General features: G+C 39.1%; 14 protein-coding genes and 1 pseudogene. 6 read left to right on the top strand and 9 right to left on the bottom strand.

Annotation, left to right across the window (positions count from 1 at the left end; genetic code table 11):
* The 3 genes and pseudogenes from IIC38_14410 to IIC38_14400 form a co-directional block, all read right to left on the bottom strand.
* Nucleotides 1-1,513 (bottom strand): fibronectin type III domain-containing protein (locus tag IIC38_14410; GenBank protein MCH8127127.1); only part of this gene is annotated, 1,513 nt, incomplete at its 3' end.
* Between the two features lie 740 nt (nt 1,514-2,253).
* A pseudogene (locus IIC38_14405) lies at nt 2,254-2,525 on the bottom strand (rhodanese-like domain-containing protein).
* Between the two features lie 30 nt (nt 2,526-2,555).
* Nucleotides 2,556-2,831, bottom strand: coding sequence for a MoaD/ThiS family protein (locus tag IIC38_14400; protein MCH8127126.1), 276 nt, complete (start codon nt 2,829-2,831; stop codon nt 2,556-2,558).
* A gap of 146 nt (nt 2,832-2,977) precedes the next feature.
* On the opposite strand from IIC38_14400, the gene IIC38_14395 reads away from it, so the two are divergent.
* Nucleotides 2,978-4,111 (top strand): amidohydrolase, encoded by a 1,134-nt coding sequence (locus IIC38_14395; protein ID MCH8127125.1) that lies wholly within the window; start codon nt 2,978-2,980, stop codon nt 4,109-4,111.
* A gap of 188 nt (nt 4,112-4,299) precedes the next feature.
* Nucleotides 4,300-5,631: a hypothetical protein gene (locus tag IIC38_14390; GenBank protein MCH8127124.1), complete on the top strand. Its 1,332-nt coding sequence runs from the start codon at nt 4,300-4,302 to the stop codon at nt 5,629-5,631.
* A 162-nt stretch (nt 5,632-5,793) separates the two neighbouring features.
* On the opposite strand, the gene IIC38_14385 is transcribed toward IIC38_14390, so the two are convergent.
* Both IIC38_14385 and IIC38_14380 read right to left on the bottom strand, forming a co-directional pair.
* Nucleotides 5,794-7,254, bottom strand: a complete 1,461-nt coding sequence (locus IIC38_14385; GenBank protein MCH8127123.1) for a polysaccharide biosynthesis C-terminal domain-containing protein — start codon at nt 7,252-7,254, stop codon at nt 5,794-5,796.
* Nucleotides 7,255-7,769: 515 nt separating this feature from the next.
* Nucleotides 7,770-10,268 (bottom strand): YfhO family protein, encoded by a 2,499-nt coding sequence (locus tag IIC38_14380; protein ID MCH8127122.1) that lies wholly within the window; start codon nt 10,266-10,268, stop codon nt 7,770-7,772.
* Between the two features lie 213 nt (nt 10,269-10,481).
* Here IIC38_14380 and IIC38_14375 point away from each other — a divergent pair, with 213 nt between their 5' ends.
* Nucleotides 10,482-10,742, top strand: a complete 261-nt coding sequence (locus IIC38_14375) for a hypothetical protein (protein MCH8127121.1) — start codon at nt 10,482-10,484, stop codon at nt 10,740-10,742.
* A gap of 14 nt (nt 10,743-10,756) precedes the next feature.
* On the opposite strand, the gene IIC38_14370 is transcribed toward IIC38_14375, so the two are convergent.
* The 4 genes from IIC38_14370 to IIC38_14355 form a co-directional block, all read right to left on the bottom strand.
* Nucleotides 10,757-13,165 (bottom strand): carboxypeptidase-like regulatory domain-containing protein, encoded by a 2,409-nt coding sequence (locus IIC38_14370; protein MCH8127120.1) that lies wholly within the window; start codon nt 13,163-13,165, stop codon nt 10,757-10,759.
* A 157-nt stretch (nt 13,166-13,322) separates the two neighbouring features.
* Nucleotides 13,323-13,814, bottom strand: coding sequence for a cytidine/deoxycytidylate deaminase family protein (locus IIC38_14365; GenBank protein MCH8127119.1), 492 nt, complete (start codon nt 13,812-13,814; stop codon nt 13,323-13,325).
* 124 nt (nt 13,815-13,938) lie between these two features.
* The gene (locus tag IIC38_14360; protein MCH8127118.1) at nt 13,939-14,100 is read right to left on the bottom strand and encodes a hypothetical protein; all 162 of its coding nucleotides are present in this window, start codon (nt 14,098-14,100) and stop codon (nt 13,939-13,941) included.
* 715 nt (nt 14,101-14,815) lie between these two features.
* Entirely contained in the window at nt 14,816-15,364 is a 549-nt protein-coding gene (locus IIC38_14355; GenBank protein MCH8127117.1) for an O-acetyl-ADP-ribose deacetylase, read from the bottom strand.
* 218 nt (nt 15,365-15,582) lie between these two features.
* On the opposite strand from IIC38_14355, the gene IIC38_14350 reads away from it, so the two are divergent.
* The 3 genes from IIC38_14350 to IIC38_14340 all read left to right on the top strand — a co-directional run bounded on the left by IIC38_14350 (nt 15,583) and on the right by IIC38_14340 (nt 20,395).
* The gene (locus tag IIC38_14350) at nt 15,583-16,407 is read left to right on the top strand and encodes a sigma-70 family RNA polymerase sigma factor (protein ID MCH8127116.1); all 825 of its coding nucleotides are present in this window, start codon (nt 15,583-15,585) and stop codon (nt 16,405-16,407) included.
* A gap of 251 nt (nt 16,408-16,658) precedes the next feature.
* Complete coding sequence (locus IIC38_14345) at nt 16,659-17,513, top strand: hypothetical protein (GenBank protein MCH8127115.1); 855 nt, start codon at nt 16,659-16,661, stop codon at nt 17,511-17,513.
* A 269-nt stretch (nt 17,514-17,782) separates the two neighbouring features.
* On the top strand, nt 17,783-20,395 hold the full coding sequence (locus tag IIC38_14340) for a tetratricopeptide repeat protein (GenBank protein MCH8127114.1): 2,613 nt from the start codon (nt 17,783-17,785) through the stop codon (nt 20,393-20,395).
* Nucleotides 20,396-20,402: the final 7 nt, after the last annotated feature.

Raw genomic sequence — 20,402 nt, 5'->3', positions numbered from 1 at the left:
TATAATCAACTTCTTCCTGGTGAATGCTGGTCGTCAAAGTTACGAACACCTGGGATGCATCTAAATCGATTGAAAGAATTTGAACTGAAGGTTCAATTGAATAATTTTCCTTTTTAGTAACTGATGACCCATTCATTTTTTGAGAGAAAGAAATGCGAATTGACTGACGATTAAGCAGTAAAACATCTGTTATTGTGGGTGGCGCTTCTTCCAATGGAGGGTTAACACCCAAAAATCGATAAGTTTTGGAATAAGGACTTTCCATTGCAATATCAGAAGAATTACTAACATTTTGCACTGTTAATGTATAATCAACTTCTTCCTGGTGAATGCTGGTTGTCAAAGTTACGAACACCTGGGATGCATCTAAATCGATTGAAAGAATTTGAACTGAAGGTTCAATTGAATAATTTTCCTTTTTAGTAACTGATGATCCATTCATTTTTTGAGAGAAAGAAACTCGAATTGTCTGAAGGTCAATTAATACAACATCCGTGATATTTGGCGCAGGTACTACTCCAGATGAATCATCCGCGGTTTCACCTCCCATAATTCGGAGCCAATCCACCCATAAATTTCGATCCTGTCCATTTGCGTTATAATCATTAATAAACGCAATCGCTACCTCATGCACACCACCAGTAACAGGCAATATCACTTTAAAATCAGTATATTCGGAGCTGTTAACTTCTATTATGCTTTTTGAAACCTGATCAATTCGAATCTCTGCCTTAGTCCATTCGCTATTGATGAAATTTCCTTTCGCATGCAGTGTAAATTCAAAGTCATAATTTCCTGGAAAAACAACCTCTTCAGCCACAATTCCGTTCGACCATAAGGCCCAACCAGGGCCATTTGCCGTACCTACCCCCGTCTTGATTGGCATATCTTCAGCCTCCATCGTCACATCAAATGATGAACCAATCTCAGATGAAGTTGTAAAATTAAAATCATTCGATATTGTTGAATTACCATTCCCATCCTTCGATTTTACTCGAAAATGATACGTTGTCTTCACCAATAAACCCGCCAAGTTCACATTATGACTTGTTACTAAATTCACATCCAATGGCGTACTGCTTCCATAATTCGTATCCAAGCCATATTCAACCTCACTGTCGCTCAATTCGTCACTATCCCAACTAATCGTAGCTGAATTCATTGTTATATTATTTATCAATACATTTGAAATCTGGGGAGGTCTATTGTCCGGAACCTCAATAATTGTAAAAGCTACTTCTGCGGAATAGTCACTCTCATTATATGAGTTATCATAAGCAGTGACTACAAAAAAATATGATCCGGCAGAAAGATTATTGACCTGAAATTCAATTACATTGCCGACATCAATTACTTGGGAATAACTTCCGGAAGAAGTGCCATAATAAATTTTGTAACCCAATAAATCTGATTCTGTATTGGCATCCCAGGATACAGTTACATTTTCTGCTTGAGCATTACTTACAATTAGAACAAAAAGTACTAATACATATTTTAAATATTTCTTACTCATTTTATCTCATTTTCGTATGTGGTTCGTTAGTCGTCGTTTTTAACATCTTCAGTTCAACAATTGTGCCAAATTTATCTTTCTATGTATCTTACTATTTATAAACGACTTAGATAAAATCATTATATCACACTTGGAAATTGAATTACAAGTATGAATAACAAATATGAAATTCATATAGTAATACCTATGCAGGGACACATAAATAAAAATAATACATACTATTCATTCAAAATATTATTGTCGGGGTTAAACTTGATAAACCAGGTTATGCAAAAAACAAATCTAGTTAAATACTTTTTTAACTAAACTCGGAAGAAGGTGTTACTGGGGTTATATTAATTAACCTGGATTATTCACAAACCTCATAACTGATTTATAAAACTGTCATTCCCGTCCCGCCTGGGGCGGGATTATCGGGAATCTTGTTACACAGGCTGTCCGAGAACCGGTCTTGTCTCTCCTGCAAGCTTTAATCAAAAGTTCATTTTGTGCTTAACTAATGCAAATAGACCCCCGCTTAAAGCGCTCGGGGGTGACAGTTTTTGGGTTCTCGGATAACCTGAAAACATTCGAAGATGACATTTTTTGTGTCTCTCGGATAGCCTGCTGAAAAACTTAAAGAATGGATGCCTTTAATTGTGGGGAATCTAGAATTCTGGGTCTCATCAGTTGATTTACCTAATGGAAGATTATGGGCTGATGAAATTGCAAAAAAGCTTGAGAAAAGTGATTTTGGTATATTAGTTAATTAGATTCTTTACATTGTTAAATCCGTGCTGCAATAAAAAATTAACTGCATAAGCGCTCCGGATACCTGTGTGACAATAGACGACGATTTCATTGTTTGAATTTAATTCATGGATTCGAGATGGCAATGTATTCAGAGGGATTAAATGACAGGTTAAATTACAGTTCTCATATTCTGTTCTCTAACATCAAGAATAAAAATATCTTCGCCGTTATCAAGTTTTTCTTTTAATTCTACTGGAGAAATGACTTGGATGTTGGTCATATAGTTTTGTCTTTATTAGCGATTATTATTTTAACCCCCTGCAATCGATGGTATGATACTGATGACATCCAGTTCTCTAACAGGAGTTTTATCTTTTTCCAAAAAACGAACGTCTTCGTCGTTTAAGAATATATTTACGAATCTGCGAATTGTACCATCTTCCGTACATATTTGTTTGCGTAATAATGGATATTGATTCATAAGTTTGTTTAAAATCTCATCAACACTCTGGCCATCAATTTCAATAGATTGTTGATGATCCGTATAAGATCTTAACGGAGTTGGAATAAGAACTGTAACCGACATTAAACCGCCATTTTAGTTTTCCGGAACACTAGCCTGTTGAAAGATGATTTCTTTTATTTTTGAATCTAGCATTGCAAAAGATCGTATTAATTTTTATTTTGAACTCCGTTATCAAACTTATGAAATAAAATGAAGGAAAACCAGCTATGAAAAGAATTGTGATAAATTTTCTTGTTACTTTATTTCCATTTGTTGTTTTTGGTCAAATCATGTCTTTTGAGGATTACAACCCGCCTTCCACCCTGGTGGTCCCGGAGAATCCGCTAACACGTGCCAAGTTTCCATTTATTGATGTGCACAATCATCAACGTAGAATGGGATCAATGGATTTAAATGAAGTTACTACTGAAATGGACAAACTTAATATGGCGGTTATGGTAAACCTCAGCGGCAGAGGGTTTAGACGAACACAAAATGAAGACGGCACTTTTAGTTTTGGTTTAAATGAAAGTGATTTTCTAAAACAAGCAGTTGAAAATGCAAAAAAACAAAAACCCGGGCGATTCATCGTCTTCACCAATATCGATTTTAATAACATTGATGAGCCGGATTGGGCGGAAAATACAATCAGGCAGCTTGAAATTGATGTTCGAAATGGCGCTAACGGCTTAAAAATTTATAAAAGTCATGGATTAACCAATAAGGACAAAAGCGGAAAACTCATTGCTGTAGACGATCCTCGCATTGATCCGGTTTGGGCGAAATGTGGAGAATTGGGAATTCCGGTACTCATCCATACCGGCGAGCCGGCAGCTTTTTGGCTGCCGAAGGACAAGAATAACGAACGTTGGTTGGAGTTAAAACAAAGACCCGGGCGTTATCGAGATCCTGCGATTTTTCCATCTTGGGAACAAATTATGAGTGAACAGCACAATGTATTTCGCAAACATCCAAAAACTATTTTTATCAATGCTCATTTGGGCTGGATGGGCAACGATCTTGGCCGATTGGGAAAATTGATGGACGAATTACCCAATATGTACACCGAGATCGGTGCGGTTTTGGCTGAGCTGGGACGCCAGCCACGTTTTGCACGGGAATGGTTCATCAAATACCAGGACCGGGTTATGTTTGGCAAGGATTCCTGGAATCCAAAAGAATATTATGTCTACTTCCGCGTGTTAGAATCCGCCGATGAATATTTCGATTACTATCGAAAACGGCATGCCTTCTGGAAAATGTACGGTATGAATCTACCCGATGAGGTGTTGAAGAAACTCTACTATAAAAATGCCCTGAGGATTATTCCCGGAATTGATAAATCGGGTTTCCCGGATTGAAGGCCACTGACTTACACAGACTAAAATGCCACTGACTTACACAGACTAAAAAACTACAGACTTGCACAAACTTATAACTAAAATAGTTAGTCGGTGTTTGTCTGTGGCTTCTATTCGTTTGTTTCTTTTCAGGAATTAGAATAATTTTGAGCTTTTAACATAGAGACATTTCTGGCCAAGTCCAATTTATGCCCGCACTTAAAAAAAAAGTTCTGATTATCACTTATTATTTCCCTCCATCCGGAGGGGCTGGTGTACAAAGGACACTTCGCTTTTTAAACAATCTTTCACAACTTGGGTGGGAATCGGTAATCCTAACCGTTAGAAATGGAGATTACCCTACTATTGATAACAGTCTAATAAAAAAAGTCCCCCCGCAAACGAGTATCTATCGAACCTTCATTCCAGAGCCTTACAGCCTTTACCGGAAATTTACTGGGCGCAAGATTGGAGAAGCTATCGATTTATCAACACTCTCAATTGATGAGCAAGGGACTGTGAGCTTAAAGGAAAAAATCGCCATTTTTCTCCGAACCTGGCTTTTTATTCCTGATGCCAGAATTGGCTGGTTTCCTTTTGCCTTTTTTAAAGGGCTACGAGTCATCCGTAAAGAAAAAATTGACCTGGTTTTTTCTACAGGTCCTCCAAATACAGTTCACATTATCGCTGGCGCCTTAAAATTCGTAACCGGTAAAAAATGGGTCGCAGATTTTCGTGATCCCTGGTTTAAGTATTTGGTTCCTAAGAGGAATTCCATAATCCCCCTAAAAATTGATTCTGCTTTAAACCAATTGGTTCTCAATCACGCCGATTCCTTAACCTGGGTTTGCGAAGGGATTAAAAAAGAAACAGAAAAAACCAGTGGGATAAAAATCCAAACGAAGAACATTATTATCACAAATGGTTTTAATGAATTGGATTTTGAAAACCTGCCCTCGAACTCAAGCAATAAATTTATCCTAACGTATGTCGGCTCATTGTTTGTTCGCTACGACTTGACATGCTTTATTCGAGCCATCGAAAACATATATTCGAAACATACAAATTTTAGAGAAGATCTCGAAATGGTTTTCTACGGGACGGTAGATAGTGATGTTGAAATGAAATTTAGGAATTCGGAATTTCATCAAAACATTCGGTTCATGGGATACCAGAATCATAAGCAAACTTTAACGAATATGGTTTCATCGACATTGCTGCTTTTATATATCATAGATTCTCCACAAGGTAAAAATATCCCTACAAGCAAACTGTTCGAATATATCGGTGCCAAACGGCCCATTTTAGCTTTAGCGCCACAGGACAGTGAAGCGGCACGGATTATTAACAAAACAAAATCAGGCATTATTATCCAGCCAGATGATTCCATAACGATTGAAAAAGAGGTGTTGTTTTTGTATCAACAGTGGTCTCGAAGTAAGCAATTAGTCCTTGATTATGATACCAACGCAATTAAGCAGTTTGAAATTAAAAACTTAACAAAACGAATGGTGGATGTTTGGGATGCTAATCTTGATTAAAAAATCAATGATCAAAACTAAACCCGGGGAATGAGGCGGTTTGGAGCTACGTGGTTGATCGCGATAATTTTAAGTTGTGAAAATGCATTTCTAAAAGAAGCACTCAATTAATTGTAGAAAACATTATCTTTGATTTCGGTTTTTATCAACTTCATGCGATCATTAATCCATCTTGGGCGGTTTTCGCAGCAATATTTTACCACTCCATTTTTTGATTGAACCTCGAATTCGATCTAGCTCGATTGGCTCGTAGAACCGGATCAAGTAAAGGATGAATGGGAATGACAAGATAACCAATCCTTTATAGATGATTCTTTCGATCAAAGAATAGTTGTTAAAAACTGCGGTAATGAAAAATAAACCGATTGCTATTCCAAACAATATCAATATCCTATTGATTTCATATTTAACGGGATAAACTTTTTGTACAACGCGATAAGCAACAAACAAAGCAATGAATTGAGCAAAAACAGTAGCATAAACCGCGCCCATCATACCATATTTCGGAATTAGCAAAATATTAAGAATGATATTCAGAACAGCTGCGCAACCGACAATTCGGGGAATCAGTTTGGTTTTTTGTGGTATTTGCAATTCGAAAAAAAACAGACTCTGCATCCCGACAAAAATGATGCTTAATACAAAAAATGGCACCACGTGATAAGCATCCCAGTAATTTGGGTTTAATGCGAAGCGATGAATCAATCCCTTGCAATAAGCAGACAAAATCAATCCAAACCATAGTAATCCAAAAACCATATAGGTTAACACTTTTGAGAAAAACCGTTTAGGCTGGCTGTTTTCTTTAACGATTTTCCATCCGATAACGGGTAATCCCAGCATGAACGAATCTACCAATAGCATTTTCATGATATTGCTGAATTTGTATCCCAAAGAATATAAACCGACTTGTTCTAAAGTTGATAATTTCGTTAGCAAATAGCGATCCCCTACATTCAGAATTGTTGATGCTATTGCGGAAAAGATAAAAGGATAGCTGAATAAAATCATTTTTTTTAATTCGGCCAATTCCAGATGTGGATTCATTCTCTTAAAAAGATATGGTGTTAAAATTAAGAAGATTAATCCAGTGCTGATTGCTTGCGAAATCAGTATTCCTTTTACCCCATATTTCAAAATTGCGACAAAATAAATATTCGCGATTAAGTTGAATGCAAATTGAATAGAAATGAAGGTCGCATAAAGGTGAGATTTTTCTTCTGAGCGAAGTAAAGTTAGAGGAAGTTTGCTTAAAACTGTAAAAGAAATAGATATAAAAAGGACAACAAAATAATTCGCAAAAATATTTTGACCGAATAGAAATTCTGCCAAAAAACTTCTTGAGGACAAAACAATTAAAAAGCTACCCACACAAATACAAGTAAGAAAAATGAATAGGGTAAAAATATAGTTTTTCTTTTTTATCTCACTTTCCGTGAGACCGTGCCAGCGCAATAAAGCTTGTGGAATTCCAAATGAAAGAATATGGACACTCAACAATTCAACCACTTCGAACAAACCCAGGATACCATAATCCGCAACGGAGATAAGTTTTGTATAAATGGGCAGAAGAATAAAACCCGATAATTTTGGACTAATATTGCCGAGGGCAAAAAACCCCATGTGTTTAACTGTTTGTTTGAGTTTTTCGAGCATAATAGGAGTAAAGGGTTAAACCACAAAAATATCAAATAAGATTTGAGACGCAATTATTGGTTTCGATAAATACTTTTTGCCTGAGTACAGATTCTAGTAGATATTCCTCTCGAGCGCTCTTAAACACCTCACGATAAATCTCCCATGATTTGGATAAATTTTCATAAGCGCGTTTTGAAGGGCGAATGAGTTCTGGAGACGGTTGATGAACCGGGAATGCGTTTTAGATAATGAAAATAATTTGTTTAATAAAAGTGTACCTGCTCTTCCGGTTGATAAAACAAAACAAGGGTGAACATTTTGCCAATTCTCATGCTCACATTCAATGAGTTGAGTCGACATTTCTTTGGATAATCGTTTTGCAGCATCCCTGAATCTTTTCCCCCCATAATTCATGAAATCTGATAATTGTAACAGGTATTTAGCTAGTAGTGGCATCTACAAACACTTTGAAATTTATTGAATTCGACTTGATGTCCTTTCTAACTTTTCGGCTGCTGCTGTTTCTTTTTCTGAAAACTTTGAAATACCGCCAATCCCAAAACCAAATATACTATTGTCATAGAAGTACCGGATATCCATAAACTAGCAGTATAAGACTTCGGCTTAAATATGAATTGAATTTCATGTTTCCCTGCCGGAACGACAATAGACCGCAAGGCATGGTTGGTTTTGTAAATTTTTGTTTCAACATCATCAACATATGCCTTCCAGCCGGCTGGATAGTACATTTCACTTAAAACCATTAGTGTGTTGGAATCGGTATCGACTTTTATATCAATTTGATTGGGTTCGTAACGGGTAATTTCACTGGCAAAGTTAACGGGTACGCCAATTTCCGTATCCAACTCTTCTTCTAAGATCGCCTTTTTTGCCGGATCAAATTCAGAAGAGTTTAATCTTGCAAACCGGCTTTCCCGCATTTTAATGATTTCTACTTCTCCTACGGTAAAAACCCTGGGCAAAGCTGCAAGATTTTCATAAACCAGGATGTTACTCTGATTATCTGCAAAAACTTGCTTTAAATTCGAATGTTCAATTTGAGTTTGGGCCAAAACATATTTTACATTGAGCATATTTAGAATGTGCCAGTTAATCGGAATATTCGAACTATTTTGAAAACCCGGATCTGTTCCTTTGTAAAGGCTGAATTCATTAAGGTCCTGGATTGTTCTTAATTTTGCAGGGTGATAGCCGCCAATAGACTGATGCCGATATGACCAACTATTAGTACCGTAAAGCTGACCAAGTGGAAAAATTCTATAATGTGTCTGGTCCTGTAGTAAAAATTTGTCTGTAGCCGTTTCAGCAAAATATTTGTTAAACTCGTTGGGCTTCACCAGGTTTTGCAAATAGCGATTGCTAACGCCGAATAGATCAAATACGAGAAGCAAAGGAATTGAAATTGTGAATACTAGTTTCGAAACCCACTTTTTTAAATAAGCCAAAGTAATTCCAAATGCAACAGTTGCCAAAAGCAAAAGCCGGATGGAATCCTGTTTAAGCATATCGAATCGGGCTTCTTTAATAAGCGCTAAAAGTTGCGGCTGGTAATTATTCAAATCATCCGCTTTAGCCAATGGAATGACGCTTTTCAAAAAGAGAGGGATCAACCCCAGGAAAACAAATATTCCAAATATAATTGCGATGGTCTTAATGATTTTTTGCGGGGGAATTTTTTCTTGAGAATGATTAACTATAAATTCAAATCCAAATCCGGCAAGGATGGCAATCCCCAATTGCACCAACACCAAAATCATCGAAGGTATGCGAAATTGATTAAAGTACGGTACAAAATTAAAAAAGAGATCGTATACAACCGGAAAGTGCTTTCCGAATGAAACCAGGAGTGAAAGCACACAAACCACAGCGAGGGTAAGAACTCGCTTATCCCGTCTTCTAAAAACCAAAGCAATGCCTACAAAAAATAAGGATATTACCCCCATATAATCGGTTGTTGTAGTAAAGATTTTGTGGCCCCAGTAACCCGGGATGGTCCTGCCTTTTAATTCCGGAACGGCATCACCCGTGTACTGCTCAGAGGAGCTTCCTCCATAATAACGTGGAATAATAAAAGTCATCATCTCCCCCGGATACAACGACCAGTTGGTAGCATAATCGTAACTCAATCCGCTCGAAGCAGCTTCTCCAGTCCCACCCCGGATGGAGTATTTTGAATATTCCTTTACAACCAGGGTTGGGAAAGAAGAAATCCCAACCGCCAGGATTAATGCGCCTATAACCAGTGCAGTTCTAATTCCGATTGAGCGCCATTCTTTTTGTTGAAAAAAACGCACCATATGGAAAATCCCAAAAACAGCCAAAACCATCGAAATGTAAAACATAACTTGATAGTGATTGGATTGGATTCCTAAACTGAAAAAAATTGCAAAAAGAGAAGCATTCAACATACCCGGTTTTTTTAACAGCTTTACGAATGCGAACAAAATTAGCGGCATTAACATCATCGTTCTTACTTTGGTGTTATGCCCGGCTTCTAAAATGCCAAATAGATAAGGCCACCAGATATAGGCTATCGCAGAAAAAGTGCTGGTTAGCGGTGAAAATCGCCAAAATCGCATGAGAAAAATGATTCCCATTGCACCCAAAATTAGGTATGTCGCCCGCCAGTTTATTAACTTATTTACAGCTCTTATGACATATTTGAATGGTTGTTCAAATGGCGCTTGCAGAGAAATGAGGTAGCCTGGCATTCCGGCAAACACATTATTTGCCCATAACGGATTCGAATCATGTACTTCCCTGGATTCAATAATCGATTGTGCGCTTCCCCTCCAGCCGATACTATCCGATGCCGGCGGTACCCTGCCTTCAAAAACAATTGGAGAAAGATAACCTATTATAAGCACAATAAGGACGATTACCCCAACAAGGACTTGCTGATTTTCAGTAAGAGTAAAACCTGGCGATCTCTTAGGTTTAACTTCTGATGTTTTCTTTTGCCTCTTTTTCTTGCCCATTGGTTTCCATATGGTTTTTATGAAATTGAGTAAATATTTGTGAATAAAAACTTGTTCTATTTGTGGTAATCCACGAAAAAGCTAAACTTACTTCCCATCAAATTCAATACAAATCAATATTAATGTTTTTTTGTTTTTTCTATTTACAAATTATTCGGTAAACCTCCGGCTCAGCTAGCAAAAAACATCATCAACCTCCTGGCAGGCGATAATATGGCCAAAGCATACACAAGTTGTGCCAGGCGGCTTTCAAGAAGAAGGCGTCGATACGGATGGTTATACAGTCACAGAAGTAGTGCAGGATATGGAAGCTGCGCGTCGCCCTGGGTTACAATCGCTGTAACCCTGATCAGAGAGAGCTACGGTACGAGGCTCGTTATTGATTTACGCCTGGATTACCCATACAAATATTTATTTGGAATATCAAAATTTGCTGTGGCATTGATGAATTCCTTTTTAATAACAACTCATTAAAAGACAAAATTTATCTAAAAAAACCGTTTAAAACCAAACCCTATATAATCCCCCGGTTTATCAAGCCTCCTTGTATAATCCAGGCGGAAAAAGCCAAACAATCCGTTTAACGAAACCCCAATCTCATGGCGAAAACTATCCTGGTAGCGAGGAGAATAAGTGAGGGTGGTCAATCGCGAAGATTCGATCCAGGTACGGCCAAAAGCGCCATGAAGGATGATCCCTAAATCTCTTTTCGCAATGGAACGCAATCCAATCATTTCGAAGGGGATGGTGCGAAAATTGTGCTCCCAAAAAACCGCAAAATATTTCTCTCCCTCCAACGGGTAACCCTGTAAAGACTTGAATACGCCAAACGGACTAAACGCCCCCAGACTGACATCCAAAATGCCGAAGCGCTGCACCGGTAACGTTCCGCTAAAAGTCCCACCGACAAGCCTGAGCTCGAGGGTGTTTGGCATTAACCTCCGTTTAAAAAAAGTGGGTAGCCTGGCATTTAATGAAAATTGGTAGGTTGTGAAATCGAACTGATTCGACAACAAATTTGAAGGGCTGTACTCAATTTTAATTTCCGCACTATTTTGACCAACAACTCCAAATGGAGTATAATCATCCCCGAACGCCAAGGTGAGTTCCAGAGAACGAAGTTTACCACCCTGAATTCCCGGGTTGGGCCTTTGCCCGCCTTTCCGGCTGATCAAGCCTTTGCTGGTAATGTCTGTCCTGGAGGAATGCTCCTCCGCCCGAAACCCTGCCGAAATGTTCAAATCAAATTTCCGGATTCGATAACCCAGTTGACTGCGAAATCCTTTTACCCAATAATAATCATAATAATCTTCAGATCCAAACAAGGGCCGCAACGCCGTCGCTTGCCGGCTAAAATTTTCCGAAAAGTACCTTGTCTCGGTATCATCGAAATACATCAACTCCAGGGATGCACGCTTTCTTTTACCCCACCTGTATCTCAATTCTGCCTGAAATCCCCATTCCTGAAGATTCGTTTTGTAACCACCGGAAATTTTGCCTCTTAAGTTTTTATGGATGTTCCGGTCCAAGCTTAAGCCAAGGTGTCCGCCATCGACTCGATTATAAGAAAGCTGGGGATCGAAAGGTATAAACCGGTTTGATGATTTCCTGTTTTTCGACTCTTCTTCATCGTCCATATCTACAAACCGGGCCAGGATGCCTGTAGGTTTAAAGGCTTTCGCAATAGTATACGTGCTATCGATGTTGGAATAGGCTTCTTCCTCTTTAGTCGAAAGCGGAACGACTTCCTGTTTGGCAGCAAACAGGCTGTCATTATCCTGTTTAATGGAAAGGGAGTCGATTATCAGCAGCCGCTTCTCTTTAAAAATAGAATCAGGCAAAACAACATTGATCTGGTAATTTGTGAGTATGGATGTTTGGTGGTATTTCATAGTCGGAAAATTCAACCCCGGGAACCCGATTTTTACATCACCATCGATTCGCACATCCACCGGCAGCCAGAATTCGTTGCCGAAATTTCTAAACTGCTGTTTATAATAAACATTCCATTCTTTGATGGGCTGCGGAAAAATAAACGCGTCACCGGGTTTCAGGTCAACTTCGATCATGGCAAATACTTCATCCATTATGGATATCTTGCCTTCGAATGCCGGCTGGAGTTTGGTCCGCGGCGAGACCCGGATATCGAAAATAATTTTATCATCCAAAACCCGCTGGCTTTCCAGTTTAAAATTGTAATATCTGAGCGCTTTGGGGTGAGTCGGTCCTATGGTCTTGTGCCCCTGGATTTTTATATCATCATCATAAAAGTTGGGGACATAGCTGGCGCCGGCAAAATTCTCTTGCTCTTTTACGTTTGAGGTTTGCCGTTTGGATTGAATCACCTCTCTGGCGCCTTTGTTCTTGTCCCAAAACGCCACGGAGATGCTTTCCGTTATTGAGACAATGCTTGAATCATTTTCCAGTCTTTGCCGGGTGAAGGCCCTGGCTTTGTAGGAATATAGCTTTGCGCGCCAGATTTGCTTGCGTTTTATAACCTCGCGCATAATTGCTATCGCCGGATCTTCAGCAGTTACGACTATCGGCCCAAACTCAAAAACTGTGGGTTTAAGAAGAATGTTTTGCTCGCTCCCTGAACTGGAATAAATAACTCGTCTCTCGGCTAAATAGCCAATATAGGTTACCTTCAACGTGGCCGGGAGTTGTTTGATTTTAAGCGAGAATCGCCCCTCTTCGTTGGTGATGGTGCCGCGGTAGGTACCTTCTATAACGATATTGGCCGCCGGAAGAAAATTGCCGGTTTGTGCATCTTTAACTGTGCCATGAATGATTTTTTGTGAGAAAGCCCCTTGCGGATCGATTAATATAAAAAGAAGGAAAGAGAAGAATACTAACTTAAAGAATTTGATTTTCCGGGTAAACAGTTGTTTAATCACGAAGTTTTTGATTGATTTAAATAAATACGATTTGGAATCAAATATTATTACTTTACAATATTTTGATCAAATAGTTTCATTTCTGAAATTTATTAAGGTCGTCAGAACCTCAGAGACAGATGTTTTTATTTACCCTCAAAAAATCATTGTTATCAAGCTAATCTGTGGTTTCATATTTCTGCAGCTCATCATACTTATAAACTAATTCCACACCCGACGCGGCAAACATCTCTTCCGATTCAATGCCGGTGTGGTATTTCCTTTCGCATATTACGCGTTTAATGCCGCAATTGATGATTAACATTGCACAAACCCGGCAGGGAGTCATTCTGGTGTAGATTGTTGCACCCAGAACTGAGATTCCAACTTTCGCAGCCTGGCAAATTGCATTCTGCTCAGCGTGGACCGTTCTCACGCAATGGTCTGTGGTTGTTCCATCCTCATGAATTACGCTTTTCATTTGGTGGCCGACATCATCGCAATGGGGTAGTCCGGCCGGGGAGCCTACGTAGCCTGAAACGAGGATATGTTTATCCTTTGCAATCACACAGCCACTTCTACCCCGATCACAGGTGGCTCGTTTGGAAATGCTATTTGCGACTTCCATGAAGTAATCGTCCCAGGAAGGACGGGATTGATTTGGTTTCATTTGGTTTTCCGTTTTGTTTGTATTATTAGGTCATTTTTTTAGAAGAAGTCGGCCCTAAAATAATAATAATTCCCTATCAAATTATTGGATGAATTCTATTCAAGAGCTCGTCCTTTTTGTGTTTTTACATATGTCTTAATACTGCATTGATGAAAGTTTGATAACTTCTACCTTTAGAATTGGATTTAAACCATTCTTCGCCCAATTCTGGTATTTCTGACTTATCAATCTCTTCATCGGTCATTGCATCAAACCTCTTCCAGTCGGTTTTTTGGTTATCTGGCATTTTATAATATACATGAGGTATAAGCCGTTACCAAACAAAGAATTTGGTTAATTACTGATGAAAACTATTTCCCTATTTTATTATTCCGTTTTGTATTTCAAGCCTCAACGTCCATCCCTCCGTTGTAATTCATTGTCATCAAAAACCAATATTCCGAAATAAGTTGGTTGCCTGAGTCTATCATTTACATTAAACAATTTATACAATATAATTCATATCACAAAAACATCTCAGATTTCCAGAAGAGCGATTTAGCGCCTTATCATTTTAAAATAATCACACCACAACATGTCGGAATGAGTATAATTTGGCGATACCCGCTTTTCGGAATTGCTGCAAAACCATAATGGCTCATCTGCCGAAGAATTAATTGAGTACACGGTCAAAATCATCAATGGTTTTGCCGGGGAAGCCCCCCAGCATGATGACATGACCATGGTGGTGTTGAAGGTGGATTGAGGCTGGATGCCGGATGTTAGATGTTGGATGCCAGATGCCGGATATTAGATGTTGGATGCGGCGTGTGAAATCACAAATCACAAATAAATCCCAATTTCAAATAATCAATGATCAAATAAGGAATGAATAAAGCATAAGTGCGGAGCCGACATGAATGTCGGTTTAAAACTCAGCCTACAATATTTCCCAATCTTTTATTTCTTTTTCTTTGTGCCTTTGTGCCTTTGTGCCTAAGAATTCTTCAGGTTAGTTGGTTTTAGTCTTTCCCAATCTTGTTTAATGCTTGCTGATAGGACAAGAAAGTGCGATCGTCAAATAAAACGAATCGTACCAATTTAATTTGATCATTCTCTCTTAGAAATTGAATTACAGTTTCAATGGCAATATCAGTTGCATCAGGAATTGGATATCCAAAAACACCAGTACTGATAGAAGGAAAACTGATTGATTCAAGCTGTTTTTCTGCCGCTAAAGCAAGGCTATTTCGATATGCATTGGTCAACAAATCTGCTTCTCCTGAGGCGCCATCTTTATAGATGGGTCCGACAGTATGAATCACATACTTTGATGGCATTTTACCCGAAGTAGTAATGACTGCCTCTCCCGTAGGTAACGGTCCTTTTTCTTTTACTATTTTCTTGTTTTCTTCCAATATTTCAGGTCCGCCAGCCCGATGAATGGCACCGTCAACACCACCGCCACCCATTAAGGAATTATTAGCAGCATTCACGATAGCATCGGTATTTTGATGCGTGATATCCCCCTGCATGATGTGAATTGCACTTTTGTTGATTCGAATACGCATAGATAAATCCTTAAAGATAATTTACAAAGTAAAGCTACCGATTATTCTAAAACAGATTTAACAAAGATGCAACGCAAACAGTAAATTTATCTACTTTTTCCTTGTCCCATAGTTTTTCTTTAAATAAGTTGTTGACAATACTTTTTTCTCACGCTGTTAAGAATTTTATTTAGGTAACCTGGGTAAGCTACCCATTAACTTTAATAAAGGTTACCTCGATGACGACTTTAAGGGGTCATGATTGGAATCAAGCTTTTCGAAATGATCCGGAAAAAGCATGGTCTAACTTCGTACAAGATTCTAACCGTCAAATAATGGCTGTCATTGCAAAGTTAGTTCGGGATCATGATGATCAAATGGAATTGTACACTTATGTTCTTGAACAATTCAAAAAAGATAAGTATAAAAAAATAATGGCCTATTTTGAGCAACCTCGCAATTATGAATTCGAAACCTGGATTGTCGTTGTTACACGAAATTGTTGCTTTGATTGGTTTCGAAATAAAGGCAGAAACCGGTTGTTTGAATGCATAAAAAAACTTCCGGCAATTGAGCAGACTATTTTCCAATTTATTTATCAGAAAGGTTATTCAACCGAATTAACTTTTCAACTTCTTAAAACACAGCACAGATTTGAGGGACACTATGGGGAGATGTTGATTCGTTTAGATAAAATTCATGATACCTTAAACAGTGAAACTCGATTCAGACTTTTTGAGAACAGACAAGCGTTTCTACCCCTTTTGTCATTTGACGATGTAGATGAACTCGATCATTCAGACCGGAATGAACCTAACGCTGAACAACAACTGATTCACCAAGAAACTAAGGGGATACTGAATGAAATACTTAACACACTTCCCCATCAAGAGAAATTGATCATTAGGCTACATGTGTTAAAAGGGATGACTCTTGAACAAACAGCACGAATCCTGAAAATGAAAAGCATTTGGCAGGTAAATCGAAAACTTAAAAAAGCCTTGAAGGCTTTGAAAGTTAAGCTAAAAGAAAGAGGTATTGGGCCCTCGGATCTTGAAAAGTAAAAAGGGAAAAGGTATGAGGTATGAGGTATGAGGTATGAGGTTAGGGGTTAGGTATAAGGTATTAGGTATTAGGTATGAGGTTAGGGGTTAGGTATAAGGTATAAGGTATGAGGTAAAAGGAATGAGGGAAAAGGTATAAGGGAAAGGGGAAAGGGATGTCTTAGAGACTTCGAGGCTGAATAGTTAAAAAAAACCGCAAAAAAGTTTTGTCATGTCCGTTTCTTCATATTAAACGAAAGGAGTCATAATTAATGCAGTGTGTGAACTTATCGAAATTGATCGCTTACAAAAGTGGCAATTTAAATCAAATTAAAAAAGGTAAAATTGAGAATCACCTGCAATCTTGTCCCAAATGCAGCAAAAAAGTAAAGGCATATGAAAATCTTCGAACATTCATACGAAGCAATATCTCAATTCAACAAAAGCAAGAAACACAGGACTGCTACGATGACTCCCAGATACTGACCTACATAGAAAGCCCAACCAGTACAAAATCTAAAAAAGAGGTTCAACTCCATTTAGGTGAATGTGAATATTGTCTTGATAGGTTAGTTTCCTTAGATAGTTTATTACACGAACTCAAAGCCGAAGGTCTAATTGAAGTTAACCTTGGTTTGCCAGAACGAATCAAGCAAACCTTTACATCAATCACAGGTTCAGCTGGAGAAAAAGTAAGAATTCTTTGGGATGTATTGGTTTCACCAAAACCTGTCTATCGTTGGGCAGGTTTTGCACTAACTGTATTGATAATTGGTTTTATCATTTATCAACCACAAAGTAAAATTCAATCCCCGCTGATTACACGCGAATCTACAGCGGAACTCCAAATTCAGTTGCAAGCCCCTGAAAACCAAAGTGACGTTGAAGGACGACAACTAAAATTTAGTTGGACAAAAGTAGAAAATATCTCCACCTACAACTTCCTTCTGCTTGATTCAAATGGCGATATCATTTGGGAGATAAAGACAAAGAAAAATGATGTGACTTTGCCAAAAGAAATAAAACTTCAATCTGCTATGACCTACTTTTGGCAAGTAGAAGGCAACTATGAATTTGGCAGATCCACTCTCTCCGACATGGAATATTTTACCTTCAAAGCTGAATAGATATTTAAACTTAGATGGAAATCTTAAAATTGAGATTAAATAAAAATAATTTTTGGAAGATGACCTTATAGATAAAAATAAATAGTGTGTCATTTTGACACAGCGAAGCGAGGAGAAATCTTGTCTGCCAACAAGTCATACTTGAAATGGATTATAAGATTTCTCATCGTAAACTCCTCGAAATGACAGATAGATTGTTATTTTTCAGAAGATACAATATATAGATTCCCGCTTTGGTGGGAATGACATTAAATGAGGACTCCTTAACAATGAAACGAAATCTTTTCACCACATTAATTTTGTTAAGTTTGCCTTTATTGCTTTTGTGCACAACAGCAAACTCAGGTATTGCTCAACCCCTCTCCCGACAAGAATTTAAAGTCCAGCTCCTGCAAGCCTATACAAATGATGACTTAACCAGGGTAAGAGACCTCCTCAAAACCCAAAGATTGGATGCAATTCGAACCATCGAATCTGTGCTGGATTCCTCAATACTAAAGAAAACTCGTGGCACAACCGCGGCAGGAAACCATGATTGGGAGACAGCCAACGCCCTGGCAGATATTTATGCGCAAGAATTTGGCGACCGCTTTTACCTGGAAAAAGCGCATCGCTACAAAAAATTTTCATCCGAATCTACCAAAATTAAAGCTCAAATCTTGGTGCTAAGGAAAACGGCCAGGGACAGCTTGCTGCAAGGGAAATATGATCTCGCTCGGAACTTTTATGAACAGGCATTGGAACTAGCGCAAAATATCGATGATTTAGATGATTTGGCAGCAATTCCAGGCAGCATTGGCGCTGCCTATTTCTACCTGGGGGATTTCGATGCGGCCCTCGAAAACTACCAAAAGTCGCTAACAGCCCTGGAAGAAATCGGCGACAAATGGCGTACAGGCAATCGACTGGGGAATATCGCCAATGTCTATAGCGATTGGAGCGACTACCCTACTGCCCGTGCTTATTTTGAGAGGGCTCTACCCTATCGAAAAGAACTCGATGATAAACGAGGCATGGCCGCAGATTACAACAATACCGGCCTCATTCATCAAGAGATGGGTAACTATGAAAAGGCGCTGGCGAACTACCAGCACGCCCTTGAATTGAATCGCACGTTAGAAAACCAACGCAGTATCGCGAGGAACCTGGCCAACATTGCCAATATCCAAATTGAATTGGGGGATTATGGAGACGCAATTGCAATTTATGGCGAGGCTCTGCCTATCAGGCGAGAATTGGGAGATCGCCAGGGCGAAGGGAACGACCTGGGCAATTTGGGACTTGCCTATTTGAGCTTGGGTGACTACAATAAAGCCTTAAGTCATTTCCAACAAGCCTTGGCGATTCACCAGGAATTGGGATACCAGGAAGGAGAAGCATACCAATTAGGACGATTGGCGGATTTGTATAAATTTCGCGGAGAATATCCGGAAGCAATCCGCAATTATCAAAGGGCGCTGGAAATTCATCGTGACATGGGTCATGTCCGCGGCGAGGCTTATTGGATCGAGGCGTTGGGTCAAACCTACATGGCTGTAGGAGATCACGCCAGGGCTTTGGAGAATTTTAGTAACGCAATTGAACTGCATAGAAGTATTGAAAACGTTAGCGGACAAGCATCCACACTCTCAACTATAGGTCGCACCTACCTGGAAATGAACGAGTTGGAAAAAGCTGAGGATGCCTTTGGACAGGCTCTAAAATTTCATAAAGATCTTGGTGAAAAAAATAACGAGTGTATGGATCTAGGCAACCTGGGCTATGTTTACAGTTTGGAGGATGAACCCGTAAAAGCTATTGATACCTGGAAGTTGGCCATGAACCTTGCACAAGGTATCGGTAACCGAAGATTGCAAGGCTGGTTACAGTTACAACAGGGAGATTTTTACCGTGAGCTTGATAGTGGGAAAAAAGCAGCCAGGGCATACGAACAGGGATTGGCCATTAGTGAGGGTTTAGAAGATCCGGAGTTGCGCTGGCAGCTCTATCTGGGTCGGGGAAAATTGTGGCAAGACCGCGGTGATGATGAACGTGCCTTTTATTCATTTCAAGCAGCAGTGACTACGGTCGAAAAAATTCGCGCACAAGCTGAAGTTGAGGAATTCAAAGCAGGTATCATACATAACAGTTTTGAGACCTATGAGGCAATGGTGACCCTGCTTGTTCGGATGAATCGTGTCGAAGAAGCCTTTGAATATGTAGAACGAGCCCGCTCCCGCGCCTTGCTTGACCGATTGGGAAATACAAAGATAGATTCTCATGATCCCACTACTCAAAATTTGATAGTCCAGGAACGAGAACTTCGCATCAAAATACAAAATCTACGCTCCCAAATCGTAGAAGAGGAGGACGACAATAAAGGATTACGTGGTTCAGAAAGTAGTTATCGCCACTCAATAGAGAAAGCCCAAATGGACTATCAGCGTTTGTTGCTCGACATCAAATTACGCCACCCTGAATATAATTCCCTGGTCAGTATCGATCCCTTTCCGGTGTCGACAATACAACGATTGCTAACAAATAAATCGGCACTATTGGAATACTTTATTACGGAAGAAAGTACCATCATTTTCGTCGTGACCCAAGAAAATCTACAGGTTTTTACTGTTCCAGAAGGGAAGCAAAGTGTACGCGGTAAAATTGCACTATACCGGGGAACCGGCGTCCGGAATATGAACAAGGGGAAATTAGATGAACGGTTTTGGATGATGCCTTTGCACAGGTTATACGAAATACTAATCGCGCCTGTGGTAGAGGCCGGCGCTCTCAGCGGTAAAGAACATTTGATTATTGTAGCGCATAGTCTTTTGCATTATCTGCCGTTCCGGGCGCTGATTACACAAGAAATCGATAGCTCAAAACAACCCCATTATCTCATTTAAGATTATG

This window comes from candidate division KSB1 bacterium, from assembly GCA_022566355.1.
Taxonomy (GTDB): domain Bacteria; phylum Zhuqueibacterota; class JdFR-76; order JdFR-76; family DREG01; genus JADFJB01.
Note: the sequence above shows the minus strand (reverse complement) of the source record. Positions and strands in the feature narration are given on the sequence as shown.